Below are 14,470 nucleotides of genomic sequence, written 5' to 3' on the forward strand. Positions count from 1 at the left end.
ACGAGACACCCGATGACGAGACGCCCGCTGGCCCGGCGCGCGCTCGGCGTGGCCGCCGCGGCCCTGACCGTCGCCGCGCTCAGCTCCACCCCGCCGGCCGCCGCGGCCGACGCGCCGTACGACGTGCTGGTCTTCTCCAAGACCGCGGGCTTCCGCCACGACTCGATCCCGGCCGGCACCCAGCTGGTCCGGGAACTGGGCGCGGCCAACAGCTTCACGGTGACCGCCACCGAGGACTCGGCCCAGTTCACCACCGCCAACCTGGCGCGGTACGAGGCCGTGGTGTTCCTCAACACCACCGGCGACGTGCTCAACGCCACCCAGCAGACCGCGTTCGAGTCCTACGTCCGGGGCGGCGGCGGGTACGTCGGCATCCACTCGGCGTCCGACACGGAGTACGACTGGCCGTTCTACGGCGAGCTGGTCGGCACCTACTTCACCTCGCACCCCGCGGTGCAGCAGGCGACGATCCGGGTGGAGAACCGGGCGCACGCGGCCACCGCGCACCTCGCACCGGCGTGGACCCGCACCGACGAGTGGTACAACTTCCGCGGCAGCGTCCGGTCCACGGCCCGCGTGCTGGCCACCCTGGACGAGTCGACCTACAGCGGCGGCTCGATGGGGGCCGACCACCCGCACACCTGGTGCAAGGCGGTCCAGGGCGGGCGCTCCTTCTACACCGGCAGCGGTCACAGCCAGTCCAGCTACGCCGAGCCCGGGTTCCGCGCGATGGTCCTCGGGGGCATCCGGTACGCGGCCAACCGGACCAGGGCCGACTGCCGACCGGAGAACGGCTACACCCCGCTCTACAACGGTTCCACCGCCGGCTGGTCGCAGGCCGGGCCGGGCGGCTTCACCAACGCCGACAACACGCTGACCTCGTTCGGCGGCCTGGGGATGCTCTGGAACAGCGCGCGCGAGTACCGCTCGTACTCGCTCAAGCTGGACTGGCGGGTGTCCGGCGACGACAACTCCGGCGTCGTCATCGGCTTCCCGCCCGGCACCGACCCGAACTCCGCGCTGGCCAACGGCCACGAGGTGCAGATCGACGCCTCCGACGCCGAGGACCGGACCACCGGCGCGGTCTACGGGTTCAAGGCCGCCGACCAGGCCGCGCGCGACGCCGCGCTCAACCCGCCCGGCGAGTGGAACACCTTCGAGCTGCTGGTCGAGGGCGAGCGCCTCCAGGTGTTCCTCAACGGCGTGCGGGTCAACGACTTCACCAACACCGACCCGGCGCGGTCCCTGGCCTCCGGGCACATCGGCCTCCAGAACCACGGCCCCGACGACGAGGCGTCGTTCCGCAACGTCCGGATCAGGGAGCTGGGCGGGACGACCCCGCGCACCGGGCCGATCACGGGCTCCTCGGGCAAGTGCGCGGACGTCAACGGCGGCAGCACGGCGGACGGCGCGAGGGTGCAGCTGTGGACGTGCAACGGCGGCGCGAACCAGCGCTGGACGGTGAACGGGTCCACGTTGCGCGCGCTGGACAAGTGCCTGGACGCGGCGGGCAGCGCCAACGGCGCGGTCGTGCGCCTGTGGACCTGCAACGGCGGCGCGGCCCAGAACTGGGCGGCCGGCGCGAACGGTTCGCTGGTGAACCAGCAGTCGGGCCGGTGCCTGGACGCCAACGGCGGCGGGTCGGCGGACGGCACCCAGTTGATCGTCTGGAGCTGCCACGGCGGCACCAACCAGCGGTGGACCCTGCCCTGAACCGGGGCCCCGAACCGGAGGAGCGCACGATGACAACCACAGGTGGGGCGTCCGCCTCCCCGACGACCCGCCGGCGGCGACCGCTGCCGGCCACCCTGACGGCGGTGGTCCTCGCGGCCGGCGCGCTCACCGCGGTCGGCGCGACCCCGGCGTCGGCCGCGACGATCGACACGAGCGCGTGGTACGTCCTGGTCAACCGCACCAGCGGCAAGGCGCTGGACCTGTCCGGCTCGGTGACCACCGACGGCGCGCGGATCACGCAGTGGACGCGCCACGACGCGGCCAACCAGCAGTGGCAGTTCGCGGACTCCGGGAGCGGCTACTACCGGATCAGGTCGAAGCACTCCGGCAAGGTCCTGGACGTGCCCGGCTCGTCGACCGCCGACGGCGCCGCGATCCAGCAGTGGACCGACCACGGGGGCACCAACCAGCAGTTCCGGCCGGTCGACTCGGACGGCGGCCACGTGCGGCTGGTCGCGCGGCACAGCGGCAAGGCGGTGGAGGTCCAGGGGGCCTCCACCGCGGACAACGCGAACGTCGTCCAGTACGCCGACACCGGCGGCGGCAACCAGCAGTGGCAGCTGGTCAAGGTGACCGGCGGCGGCGACCCCGGCGGCAGCGGCTGCGGCAAGGCGCCGACGTTGCGCAGCGGCACGCACACGATCCAGAGCGGCGGCAAGAGCCGCAGCTTCGTCCTGCGCGTGCCCGACGGGTACGACAACACCCGCCCGTACCGGTTGGTCTTCGGGTTCCACTGGCGGGGCGGCACCATGAACGACGTCTCCTCCGGCGGCACGAGCGGGACCTCGTGGTCCTACTACGGGATGCAGGAGCAGTCGAACAACAGCGCGATCCTGGTCGCGCCGCAGGGGCTCGGCAACGGCTGGGCCAACTCCGGCGGCGAGGACGTCACCTTCACCGATGACATGATCAGGCGGATCGAGGCGGACCTCTGCGTCGACCCGAAGCTGCGCTTCGCGATGGGCTTCAGCTACGGCGGCGGCATGAGCTACGCGCTCGCGTGCGCCCGGGCGACGGTGTTCCGGGCGGTGGTCGTCTACGCCGGGGCCCAGCTGAGCGGGTGCAGCGGCGGCAGCCAGCCGATCGCGTACTTCGGCCTGCACGGCCTCACGGACAACGTCCTCAACATCTCCGCGGGCCGGCAGCTGCGGGACAGGTTCGTCGCCAACAACGGCTGCGCGCCGCAGAGCCCGCGCGAACCGGCGCAGGGCAGCATGAGCCACGTCACCACGACGTACTCGTGCCGGGCGGGCTACCCCGTCCAGTGGGCCGCGTTCGACAACGGCCACATGCCCGGCCCGGTCGACGGCACCTACGCCGAGAGCGGCGTCCGGACCTGGACCAAGGGCGAGGCGTGGAGGTTCATCTCCCAGTTCTGACCGCGTTCCGACCGGGGTGGGCCGGGTGCCCACCGGAGGCGAAGGGGAGCTGCGCGTGGACGTGCGGCTGGAGGGCATCACCAAGAGCTTCCTCGGCGTGCCCGTGCTGCGCGGCGTGGACCTCGACCTGCGGGCGGGCGAGGTCCACGCGCTGGTCGGGGAGAACGGCGCCGGCAAGTCGACGCTGCTGAAGGTCCTGGCCGGCGTCCACCGACCGGACTCCGGGCGGATCGTGCTGGGGGAGGAGGAGGTCTCGTTCGCCACCCCGCGCGACGCGCACGCGGCGGGCATCTCGATCATCCACCAGGAGTTCGCGCTCCTCGAACACCGCTCGGTCGCCGAGAACGTGTTCCTGGGCCGTGAACCGGTGCGGCGCGGCCGGGTCGACCACCGGGCGATGGAGCGGGAGACGCGGCGGCTGCTGGACGTGCTGGACGCGGGGGCCGTCGACCCGGCGGCCCCCGTCGCCCGGCTCCCCGTCGCGCAGCGGCAGGTGGTGGAGATCGTCAAGGCGCTGTCCGCCGACGCCCGGGTGCTCGCCATGGACGAACCCACCGCCGCGCTGGCCGGCCACGAGGTCGGCCTGCTGCACCGGCTGGTGCGGCGGCTGTGCGACCGGGGCATGGCGGTCCTGTACGTGACCCACCGGATGCGCGAGGTGTTCGACCTCGGCCGGCGGGTCACGGTGCTCAAGGACGGCGCGTTCGTGGCGACCTCGGCCACCGCCGACACCACCTCCGACCAGCTCGTGCGGCTGATGGTCGGCCGCCCGCTCGACGCCCTGTACCCGGCGCGCGGCACCGGGACGGGTGAGGTGCGGCTGGCGCTGCGCGCGGCGGGCAACGACCGGGTGCGGGACCTGACCTTCGAGGTCCGCGCCGGGGAGGTCGTCGGCCTGGCCGGGTTGCAGGGGTCCGGCAGGTCCGCGACGGCGCGGGCGATCTGCGGCGTGGAGCCGTTCACCACGGGCTCGGTGGAGGTGGACGGCGTGCCGGTCCGCGTCGACCGGCCGCGCACCGCCGTCCGCGCCGGCATCGGCTACGTCACCGAGGACCGCAAGGGCGAGGGGCTGGCGCTGCGGCAGTCGGTGCGGGACAACCTCCTGCTCGTGCGGCGGGCCGCGCTCAGCGGGGCGGCGGCCCGCCGGTCGGCCGACGTCGCCCGGCTGCTGGAGGCGGTCGCCGTCACCGCGCGCGGCCCCCACCAGGAGGTGCGCTACCTGTCGGGCGGCAACCAGCAGAAGGTCGTGCTCGGCAAGTGGCTCGCGGTCGAGCCGCGGGTGCTGGTCGTGGACGAGCCGACGCGCGGTGTCGACGTGGGCGCGAAGCAGGCCGTCCACCGGCTGCTGCGCGACCTCGCGAGCAGCGGGATGGCCATCCTGATGATCTCGTCGGAGCTGCCCGAGCTGCTCGGCGCGGGCGACCGGGTCCTGGTGATGCACGAGGGCGCCGTGGCGGGCGAACTGCCCGCGGGCGCGTCGGAGGAGGCCGTGATGAGGCTCGCCACCGGGCTCGGGGCCGGTGGGGCGGCGTGAGCGCGGTACCGGGACGCGGCCCGACCGCGCGCGCCGCGCGACCGGGGAGGTCCGCCCTGAACCCCACCGCGGCGGTGTACGCCGCGCTGGCCGCGCTGCTCGTGGTCGGCAGCGTGCTCGTGGCCCTCGACGGCGGCGTCCTGCTCGACCACGGCGGCGTCCTCAACACCCTCACCCGCGCCACCGCCCTGGGCCTGGTCGCGGTCGGGCAGGCGGTGGTCGTCGTGACCGGCTCGCTCGACCTCTCGGTCGCCCACGTGGTCGGGCTGTGCTCGCTGGTGGCCGCCGAGACCATGGCGGGCAGCGGCGCGATGGTCGTGCCCGGCGTGCTGCTCGCGCTGGCCGTCGCGGCCGTCGTCGGCCTCGTCAACGGGCTCGTGATCACGGTCCTCGGGGCCAACGCGTTCATCGCCACCCTCGGCGTCGCCCTGGTGCTGCGCGGGTACCTGGAGCACAACTACACCGGGCCGGCGGGCAGCGTGCCGCGCTCGTTCCAGCACCTCGGCCACGGCCGGGTCGGGCCGGTCCCGGTGGCGGCGCTGCTGGTGCTGCTCGTCGCGGCGGGCGCGTGGTGGTACCTGAGGCGGACCCGCGGCGGCTACCACTCGTACGCGGTCGGCGGTGACGTCGACACCGCCCGGCTGTCCGGTGTCCGCACCGGGCGGACGATCGTCACCGCGCACGTGCTGTGCTCGCTCGCGGCGGGCCTCGCCGGTGTGTTCCTCGCCGCCAGGCTCGGGTCGGGCGCGCCGTACGTCGGCACCGACGCGGGCTACGACCTGGAGTCCATCGCGGCCGTCGTGCTCGGCGGCACCGCCCTGGCCGGCGGTCGCGGCGGGGTCGTCGGCGCGATCGGCGGCGTGCTCGTCCTGGCGACGCTCGACACCGTGTTCGACGACCTCGGCGTCGACCCGTTCTTCAAGGACGTGGTGCGGGGCGTCGTGCTCATCGCCGCCGTGGCGCTGTACGCCCGCCGCCGGCTGCCCGGGAGGTCGGTGTGACGCGGCGCCCCCGCCTCGCCGAGGGGACCGCCCCGGTGTTCGTCGTGCTCGTCGTCCTGCTGGTGGCGCTGGCCTTCGCCGGTCCCGCGCACACCGGGCCGGCCGGCTACCTGGCGCTGCTCAAGAGCGCCGCGCCGCTGGTGGTCCTGGCGATCGGCCAGTACTTCGTGGTCGTGTCCGGCGGCTACGACCTGTCCGTGGGGTCGCTGGTCACCGCGGGGGTCGTGGTCGCCGCGCGGCTGGGCGCGGGGGACGACGCGACCACGCCCTGGCTGGTCCCGCTGCTGCTCGTCCTCGGCCTCCTCGTCGGCCTGCTCAACGGGCTGATCACCACGAAGCTGCTGGTGCCGTCGTTCATCGTGACGCTCGGGATGCTGCTGGTGCTCGACGGCGCGGTGTTCCTGTGGACCGGTGGCGCGCCGCGCGGCGCGCTGGCGCCGTCGTTCCGGGTCTTCGGCCGGGGCGGGTTCGACCTGCCGCTCCTGGGACGGGTCCCGTGGTCGGTGGTCGTGCTGCTGGTGGTGGCGGTCGCCGCCGCGCTGTTCATGCGCGGCGGCACCGGGCGCACCCTGGTCGCCGTGGGGGACAACGCCGCGGCCGTCCGCCTGGCGGGTGGCCGCGTCGACCGGCTGCGGCTGCTGGCGTTCGCGCTGTCGGGCCTGCTCGCCGCCGTCGCCGCCGTGCTGCTCGCCGGGTTCGCCGGGGTGTCCGCCCAGGCCGGCGAGGGCCTGGAGTTCCGGGCCATCACCGCGGTCGTGCTCGGCGGCGTCGTGCTCGGCGGCGGCCGGGGCTCGGTGGTCGCCGCCTGCGCCGGGGCGCTCTCGCTGGAAGCCCTGTTCACGCTGCTGAACCTGCTCGGCGTCTCGGGCGCGCTCGAATCCGCCGTGCAGGGCCTGATCATCATCGCGGCGGTCGCCTACGCCGCGCGCGGCGCGGACGTGCGCCGCGCGCTCCTGCCCCGCCGAGCACCCCGGCCCCGCCGGGCCGAACCGGTCGACCCTTGAACGCCGTCGAAGGACCAAGGAGCACCACCATGCGCAGGAAGTGGTTCGCCACCGCCCTCGTGGCGACCCTCGCCACCGCCGGCTGTTCGAGCGACCTCCCGGCCGGGGACCCGGGCGCCACCGCCGCCACCGGTCGGGGCGCGGTCGAGTCGGAGTTCTTCGACCGGGCCGAGTACGAGCGACAACTCGGGTTCCGCACCGCCGAGCCGGTCGCCTTCCCGGACCAGGTCGGCGAACCCGGGCCTTGGGAGACGATGCTCGACCCGGAGATGGTCGACACCGCCCGGTACGCCAAGCCCGGTGGCGGCCACCACCTGTGCTTCTCCAACGCCTCGGTCGACAACCCCTGGCGGCAGGTCGGCCTCACGACCATGCGGGAGGAGGTGAAGCTGCACCCGGAGATCGCGGAGTTCACCGTGCTCGACGCGGAGGCCAAGGACGACAAGCAGGTCAGCGACATCCAGTCGTTCGCCTCCCAGGGGTGCGACGCGCTGGTCGTGTCGCCGAACACCACCGCCACGCTGACGCCCGCCGTCGAGGCCGCGTGCCGGACCGGTGTGCCGGTGATCGTGTTCGACCGGGGCGTCGACTCCGACTGCCCGGTCACCTTCATCCACCCGATCGGCGGGTTCGCGTTCGGCGCCGACGGCGCCGAGTTCCTGGCGGAGGAGGTGGCGCCGGGCGGCAAGGTCCTGGCGCTGCGCATCCTGCCCGGCGTGGACGTGCTGGAGCAGCGCTGGGCCGCGGCGAGCGAGATCTTCGCCGGCAGCGACCTGGACGTCGTCGGCGTCGAGTTCACCGACGGCGACGCGGCCAGGACCAAGACCATCGTCGACGACCACCTCCGGCGCGAGGGCCGGATCGACGGCGTGTGGATGGACTCGGGCGCGACCGCCGTCGCCGCGGTCGAGGCGTTCCAGGACGCGGGCGCGCCGATCCCGCCGTTCGTCGGCGAGGACCAGCAGGACTTCCTGCGGACGTGGGTCGCCGAGGGGATGACCGCGGTCGCGCCCACCTACCCCACGTTCCAGTGGCGCACGCCGGTCATCGCAGCGCTGCGGGTCCTGGCGGGCAAGCCGGTGCCCGCCGAGTGGGTGCTGCCCCAGCCGAAGGTGACCGGGGACGACGTCCGGGACTTCGTCGACCAGGACGTGCCACCGCTGCACTACGCCCTGTGCGGCTGCGAGTCGATGCCGGGCTACCCCGGTCCCTGGAAGTAGGGCCGTGGACGAGCTGATCACCTGCCGCACCTCGTCCGCCGGGACGCGGTGGGACATCGGCGTCAGCACCTGGGTCTGGGCGTCGCCGCTCACCGACGAGGTGCTGGCGCGGCTCGCGCCGCGCATCCGCGAGTGGGGTTTCGACGTGGTGGAGCTGCCGGTGGAGCACCCCGGCGACTGGGACCCGCACCGGGCGGCGGCACTGCTGGCGGAGCTGGACCTGGGGGCCTCGGTGTGCCTCGTCATGCCGCCCGGCCGGGACCTGGTCGAATCCACCACCGTCGCCGGGACCCAGGACTACCTGCGGCACGTCGTGGACGTCGCGGCGATCGTGGGCAGCGGCGCGGTGGCCGGTCCGGCGTACAGCTCCGTGGGGCGCACGTGGCGGATCGGGAACCGGCCGGCGGTCTACGCGCAGCTGCGCGAGAACCTCGCCCCCGTGGTCGAGCACGCGGCGTCGAAGGGCGTCCGCGTCGCGGTGGAACCGCTGAACCGCTACGAGACCAGCCTGCTCAACACGGTCGAGCAGGCGTTGGAGGCGCTGGACGGGCTGCCCGACGAGGGGTGCGGGCTGGCGCTGGACACCTACCACATGAACATCGAGGAGTCCGCGCCCGCCGAGGCCGTCCGGGCCGCGGGCGCGCGGATCGCGCACGTCCAGGTGTGCGCCAACGACCGCGGCACGCCGGGGCGGGACCACCAGGACTGGCCCGCGCTGCTGGAGGCGCTGGACGACGCCGGCTACCGGGGTCCGCTGTGCATCGAGTCGTTCACCCCGGACAACGCCGCGATCGCCACGGCCGCCTCCGTCTGGAGGCCGCTCGCCCACTCGCCCGACGCGCTCGCCGCGGACGGGCTGGCGTTCCTGCGCGGCGCGACGGCGCCGTTCGCGGGATGACCGCGGTCAGGGCGGCGGTGCCACCGAACCGCGTTCGCGCACGGGCATGGGGAGGTAGCGGGTGCGGCTCCCGTCCGGGCGGGCCGCGCCGCGCTGCTCGACCTCGGCGAGGAGGAGCTCGACGGCCACCGCGCCGAGGTCGTGGTGCGGCAGGGCGACCGTGGTGAGGCCGGGGCGGAGCCACGAGGCGATCGGGTGGTCGCCGAAGGAGACGACGGAGACGTCGCCGGGCACGGTGAGGCCGGCGTCCTGGAGCGCCTGGTACGCGCCGAGCGCGAGCCGGTCGTCGAGGCAGATCAACGCGCGGGGGCGCTCCTCGCCCAGCAGCGCGCGCGTCGCGTCGAAGCCGTGCTCCGGCAGCCACCACCGGCAGGGGCGCCCGCTGACCGCCTCGACGCCCACCTCGCCCAGCGCCCGGCGGACACCGGTGAGCCGGGCGACCGCCGCGGTCCGCCCCGGGCCGGCGTCGTCCTCCGCGAGGTCGGCGCCGATGACGTGGATGCCTTCGCGGTGGCCCGCGTCGAGGAGCAGGCGCGCGGCGGCCCGGCCGCCCCGGACCTCGTCGGGCAGGACGGAGGGCAGCGGCAGCGGTTCGCGGGGGAGCACGTTGAGCAGGACGGCGGGACCGGCGGCGAGCCCGGCCGGGACGGTGATCTCCCTGGTGTGCACCGCGGCCAGGACGATGCCGTCGACGCAGTGGTCCCGCATGGTCTCGATCAGGGCGCGTTCGAGCCCGGCGTTGCCCTCGGTCTCGCCGAACAGCAGCGTCACGCCGCGCCGGCGGGCGGCGGCGAGCGCGCCCCCGATCATGTCGCCGGCGAGCCGCGAGCTGGCGACCGAGTCGGACACGAAGGCGATGGTCCGCGCGCCCGCCACCCGTCGTCCCGCCGAGACGCGGGTGCGGCGGTACTCCATCTCCGCCGCCGCCTCGCGGACCCGCCGCTGCATCTCCTCGGAGATCCGCAGGTCCCGGCCCCGGCCCGACAGCACCAGGGACACGGTGGTCTGCGAGACACCGACCACCCTGGCCACATCGGCCAACGTGACCCGTCGTGCGCCCAACGTGGACCTCCTGCTCCCCGGGGCGGGTCGGCGGACCCGGCTGCTGGTGGGTGGAGCGCGACCGAGTCGACCTCGCGGATTGGTACGACTCATCAGGCAGCGATCTCCGCTACTCATGACAGTCCCTGGGTTCCCCGGGAGTCAAGAGAACAAGCGTGCTTCTTCGATGATTCTCTTGCCCGGCAGGCGATCCGGCTCTGTCCACTCGAAGAAAGTTGTCGAACGCAGTCGAATGAGTCGTACTCATCGTTCCCTGTCGTGGTCCACATCAGTATGGTGTGGTTCAGCCGCGGGCGGTGGGTGCGGCGACGATGCGGCAGAGCGGCCGCGCGACGGAAGTGAGCAGCGATGAGGCAACGCGCACTGAGGTCGGCCGTCCTGGTCCTGGGTGTGGTGCTGAGCGCCGGCTGCGGCAGCGCCGCGGCGCCGGACCCCCGGACCGGCGGTTCGGGCGACCGGCTCGTGGTCTGGGACTGGAAGTCCGGGGACGCCGACGTCGCCGAGTACGTCGAGGCGGCGAGGACCGACTTCGCGAAGCGCCACCCGGACGTCGAGGTCGAGTTCGTGGCGCAGCCGTTCGACCAGTACTACACGCTGCTCGGGGCGGCGGTCCAGGCCGGCCGGGGACCCGACGTGGTCCTCTTCAACGGCGGCGGTCAGCTCCGCGACCGGGCCGACTCGCTCGTCCCGCTGGACGAGCACGTCGCCGACGACCGGTCGCGGCTGGCCGGCTGGGAGGCGTTCACGCGGGACGGCAAGACCTACGCGTCGCCGGTGACGTTGCAGGGCCACCCCCTCTACTACGACAAGGCGCTGTACGAGCGGGCCGGCCTGGACCGGGACGCCCCCGCCCGGACGTGGGACGAGTTCGTCGAGGACTGCGGCACCATCACCGACCGGACGGGCGCCACGTGCTTCGGCGTGGGCAACAAGGAGGGCATCGGCATCCAGTTCTTCCTGTCCGCCACGGGATCGGCGGTCCTCGCGCCCGCCGAGTACGACGCCTGGGTCGCGGGGGAGCGGGACTGGACCTCGCCCGGCGTGAAGCGGCTCTTCGAGCTGTGGCGGCAGGTCGACGACTCCGGGCTGAACAACGACGGCGTCAACTCCACCGCCACGTTCAACGACGCGTTCGCCCTCTTCCAGTCGGGCAAGGCCGCGCACGTGATCGGCCTGATGTCGGACACCGGGCACTGGAAGGACTTCGCCGAGTTCCTCGACCCCGACGACATCGGCGTCATGGCGGCCCCGCTGGTGAACCCCGGCGCGACGCCGAACCTGCCCTACGACGGCGGCATCGGTTACGGGGTCGCGAAGTGGACCCGGGACCCGGCCGTGGCCGCGGACCTGGTGCGGTCGCTGACGTCGCCCGCCGCGCTGGGCGCGTTCCACGCGGGCGCGGGCGCGATCGTCTCCGACACCACCGTCGACGTCTCCGCCGGCGGACCGGCCGCCACCGCCATCGCCGCGGCGATCAAGACCGGGAAACCGGCCCTGCACGTCGCCCTGTCCAGCAAGACCCTCGACCTGATGGGCCGCCTCTCGCAGCAGCTGCTCAGCGGCTCGACCACCGTCGACGAGGCGGTGGAGCAGCTGGCCGCCTCCGACGCGGCGGGCTGACCCGTGCACCTCCGGAGCGAGCGCCTCGCCCCGTTCGTCCTGGTGGCACCGACCGTCCTGGTCGTCGTCGCGCTGCGCCTGTGGCCGCTGGCCCTCGGGGTCAACTTCTCCTTCACCGGCGACGGCGACCGCAACGGCACGCCGGTCGGCCTGGACAACTACGCGACCCTGTTCGGCGACCCGCTGTTCCGCACCGCGCTGGGCAACGTCGGGCTGCTCGTGCTGCTGCTCCCGGTGGCGGTGGCGATCCCGGGGCTGCTCGCCACGTTCATCTACCTCAAGGTGCCGGGGCACCGGGTCTACCGGGGCGTCTACTTCTTCCCGGCCGTGCTGTCCCCGGTGGTCGTGGGCGCGATCTTCACCCTGCTGCTCGGCTTCGACGGGCCGGTCAACCGGCTCCTCGGGGTGGTCGGCCTCGGGCCGGTGGACTGGCTCGGCGACCCGGACGTCGCGATCTTCGCCGTCGTCGGGGTGCACGTGTGGGCGACGTTCGGCATGGCCCTGGTCGTCTTCCTGGCCGGGTTCGCCGCGCTCGACCCCTCGCTGGTGGACGCGGCCCGGGTGGACGGCGCGTCCCTCGCCCGGACCATCCGGCACGTGATCGTCCCCGGCCTGACCCGCACGATCCAGTTCGTCTTCGTGACCACCATGATCGGCATGCTGACCTCGATGTTCGGCCTGCTGTTCGTGATGACCGGCGGCGGCCCGGAGGGGTCCACCTACCTGCCCGAGTACTACATCTGGGTCCAGCAGGGGCGGTTCGACCAGCCCGCGCTCGCCTCGGCGGCGTCCACGGCGCTGTTCGTGATCATGCTCCTGGTGGGGCTGGCCCAGATCGGCGTCCTGCGGCGCGCGGGCCGGGAGGGCTGATGGCCGGCCGCGGGGTGGGCAGGTGGCTCGTCGCGGTCCCGATGGCCGGGCTCGCGCTGGCGACGGTGTACCCGTTGGTGTTCACCGCCAACGTCGCGGTGAAGACGCGCCGCGAGTACGTCCTCGACCGGTTCTCCCCGGCGTCCGCGCCGCGGTGGGACAACATCACCACGGCGTGGACGAGCGTCGGCACCTCCCGGTACTTCCTGAACTCCGCGGTCGTGGTCACCTGCTCGGTGGCGCTGCTGCTGCTGTTCGGGTCGATGGCCGGGTTCGCGCTCGCCCGGCTGCGGTTCCGCGGCTCGTCGGCGATCCACCTGGGCTGCCTCGCCGCGCTGTTCATCCCCTTCCAGGTGATCATGGTCCCGCTCACCCGGGTCCTGGCCGACACCGGCCTCGTCGACACCTACCCGGGGCTCGTCCTCGCGTACGTGGCGCAGTTCCTCCCGTTCACCGTGTTCCTGATGACGAGCTACTACTCGGCGGTGCCCGCGGAGATCCTGGACGCGGCCCGGGTCGACGGCAGCTCGGTGCTCGGCGCCTACTGGCGGATCATGCTGCCGGTGGGCGTCCCGGCGCTCATCCCGGCCGGTGTCCTCAACGCCCTGTTCTGCTGGAACGACGTCCTCATCTCCCTGGTCGTGATGCCGTCGGCGGAGCACCGCACGCTCATGGTCGGGGTCACCTCGCTGCGCGGCCAGTACTCGGACGACATCCCCGTCTTCGCCTCCGGCGTGCTGATCGCGGCGGTACCCGTCCTCGTCGTCTACCTGCTCCTGCAACGCCGGATCGCCGACGGCGTCACCGCCGGGGCCACGAAGGGCTGACATGCGCATCACCGGTTACCGGGCCCTCACGACCGTCCAGGACTGGGGACGGCCGGTCGGCGACGCCAACGGCGTCTACGCCGACGGCGTCGTCCGGGTGCCGATCGTCGTCGTGGAGACCGACGTCGGCGTCAGCGGCGTCGGGCTCGGGTCGCACGTGGAGATCGAGGCGGTCTTCGCCGCCGTCGAGGGCGAGGACCCCCGGGGCGTCACCTCCCTCTACGACCGGATGCTGCGCCGGGTGTTCAAGGCGGGCCACGCGGGCGCGGTGTTCGGCACCATCGGCGCGGTCGACACCGCGCTGTGGGACATCAAGGCGCAGGTCGCCGGGGAACCGCTGTGGCGGCTGCTCGGCGGGCGCGACCGCCGCGTCCCGGCCTACGCCTCGGGCCTGGACATCGGGCTGGGCGACGACGAGCTCGTGGCGGCGTACGAGACCTACGCCGACCGCGGGCTCCGGGTCGCGAAGATCAAGGGCGGCCTGGACGTCGAGCGGGACCGCGACCGCCTCATCCTGGTCCGCGACGTGCTCACCGCCGCCGGCCGCGGGGCGCGACCGGGGCTGATGCTCGACGTCAACGAGGCCCTGAACCGCAAGCAGGCGGTCCGCCACGTCGGCGAGCTGGAGCGGACGCTCGACCTGATCTGGGTCGAGGAACCCGTCCGGCGGTGGGACGTCGAGGGGCACGCGGTCGTCGGCCGGGGCGTCCGGGCGTCGGTCGCCAGCGGGGAGAACCTCACCGGGCTGGAGCAGTACCGCCCGCTGATCGCGGCGGGAGCGGTCGACGTCGTGCAGGCGGGGGCGGGCTGGGGCGTCACCCACTTCCTGCGGGTCTCGGCCCTCGCCCACGCCCACGACCTGCCGGTGAGCCCCATCGGCACCACCCCGGTCGGGCTGCTGCACGCCGCGACGTCGGTGCCCAACCACCTGGTCAGCGAGTTGCAGGACCTGCGGCCCCCGGTGGGCCTCTCGGTGGACCTGCACGTCGAGGACGGCGCGTTCGTGCTGGGCGACAGCCCGGGGCTGGGCATCCGCGTCGACGAGGAGGCGGTCGCCGCGTCCCGCCGCCTGCTCACCGGACCCGTGTCCGAGGGGCCGCACACCCGGCCGGAACGCGCCGGTCACCGCCTGCTCGCGGTCCCGCCCGACGTCGGCGTCCCGACCCGTGTCGCGGCCCCGCCCGGTGTCGCGGTCCCGCCCGGTGTCGCGGTCCACCCCGGCGTCGCGGTCCCGCCCGACCACCTGAACCCGCTGCCGTCCTGACCCGCCTGTCCCGACCCGCCCGACTCGCCCCCCGACTGACCCGCCCGGCCGCCGCAC

11 protein-coding genes and 1 pseudogene are annotated in these 14,470 nt (G+C 74.0%); 11 read left to right on the top strand and 1 reads right to left on the bottom strand.

Annotated elements, in window-relative coordinates:
* Nucleotides 1–12: 12 nt before the first annotated feature.
* The 7 genes and pseudogenes from ACRAKJ_RS14940 (at nt 13) to ACRAKJ_RS14970 (ending at nt 8,770) form a co-directional block, all read left to right on the top strand.
* On the top strand, nt 13–1,713 hold the full coding sequence (locus tag ACRAKJ_RS14940) for a ThuA domain-containing protein (protein WP_438926211.1): 1,701 nt from the start codon (nt 13–15) through the stop codon (nt 1,711–1,713).
* 95 nt (nt 1,714–1,808) lie between these two features.
* Nucleotides 1,809–3,110, top strand: a pseudogene (locus ACRAKJ_RS14945) (RICIN domain-containing protein); the annotation flags it as partial.
* A 28-nt stretch (nt 3,111–3,138) separates the two neighbouring features.
* On the top strand, nt 3,139–4,647 hold the full coding sequence (locus tag ACRAKJ_RS14950) for an ATP-binding cassette domain-containing protein (protein ID WP_438926212.1): 1,509 nt from the start codon (nt 3,139–3,141) through the stop codon (nt 4,645–4,647).
* A gap of 56 nt (nt 4,648–4,703) precedes the next feature.
* A complete protein-coding gene (locus tag ACRAKJ_RS14955) occupies nt 4,704–5,648 on the top strand; it encodes an ABC transporter permease subunit (protein ID WP_438926214.1) in 945 nt (314 codons plus the stop codon).
* Nucleotides 5,645–6,652 (top strand): ABC transporter permease, encoded by a 1,008-nt coding sequence (locus ACRAKJ_RS14960; RefSeq protein ID WP_447008989.1) that lies wholly within the window; start codon nt 5,645–5,647, stop codon nt 6,650–6,652. The genes ACRAKJ_RS14955 and ACRAKJ_RS14960 overlap by 4 nt, the downstream gene beginning before the upstream one ends.
* A 29-nt stretch (nt 6,653–6,681) precedes the next feature.
* Nucleotides 6,682–7,872, top strand: coding sequence for a substrate-binding domain-containing protein (locus ACRAKJ_RS14965; protein ID WP_438923999.1), 1,191 nt, complete (start codon nt 6,682–6,684; stop codon nt 7,870–7,872).
* A gap of 4 nt (nt 7,873–7,876) precedes the next feature.
* Nucleotides 7,877–8,770 carry a TIM barrel protein gene (locus ACRAKJ_RS14970; RefSeq protein ID WP_438923998.1) on the top strand — a complete coding sequence of 298 codons (894 nt, stop codon included), beginning with the start codon at nt 7,877–7,879 and terminating at the stop codon, nt 8,768–8,770.
* Nucleotides 8,771–8,776: 6 nt separating this feature from the next.
* Here the strand turns inward: ACRAKJ_RS14970 and ACRAKJ_RS14975 are convergent, their stop codons facing one another.
* Entirely contained in the window at nt 8,777–9,802 is a 1,026-nt protein-coding gene (locus ACRAKJ_RS14975) for a LacI family DNA-binding transcriptional regulator (protein ID WP_438923997.1), read from the bottom strand.
* A gap of 378 nt (nt 9,803–10,180) precedes the next feature.
* Here ACRAKJ_RS14975 and ACRAKJ_RS14980 point away from each other — a divergent pair, with 378 nt between their 5' ends.
* Genes ACRAKJ_RS14980 through ACRAKJ_RS14995 form a run of 4 tightly spaced genes read left to right on the top strand, consistent with a single transcriptional unit; the run spans nt 10,181 to nt 14,413 of the window.
* A complete protein-coding gene (locus ACRAKJ_RS14980; protein ID WP_438923996.1) occupies nt 10,181–11,452 on the top strand; it encodes an extracellular solute-binding protein in 1,272 nt (423 codons plus the stop codon).
* Nucleotides 11,453–11,455: 3 nt separating this feature from the next.
* The gene (locus ACRAKJ_RS14985; protein ID WP_438923995.1) at nt 11,456–12,322 is read left to right on the top strand and encodes an ABC transporter permease subunit; all 867 of its coding nucleotides are present in this window, start codon (nt 11,456–11,458) and stop codon (nt 12,320–12,322) included.
* Nucleotides 12,322–13,149 (top strand): ABC transporter permease subunit, encoded by an 828-nt coding sequence (locus tag ACRAKJ_RS14990; protein WP_438923994.1) that lies wholly within the window; start codon nt 12,322–12,324, stop codon nt 13,147–13,149. The genes ACRAKJ_RS14985 and ACRAKJ_RS14990 overlap by 1 nt, the downstream gene beginning before the upstream one ends.
* A gap of 1 nt (nt 13,150) precedes the next feature.
* Nucleotides 13,151–14,413: an enolase C-terminal domain-like protein gene (locus tag ACRAKJ_RS14995; RefSeq protein ID WP_438923993.1), complete on the top strand. Its 1,263-nt coding sequence runs from the start codon at nt 13,151–13,153 to the stop codon at nt 14,411–14,413.
* The last annotated feature ends 57 nt before the right edge of the window (nt 14,414–14,470 follow it).

The sequence above is a fragment of the Saccharothrix sp. DSM 118769 genome (assembly GCF_052936295.1).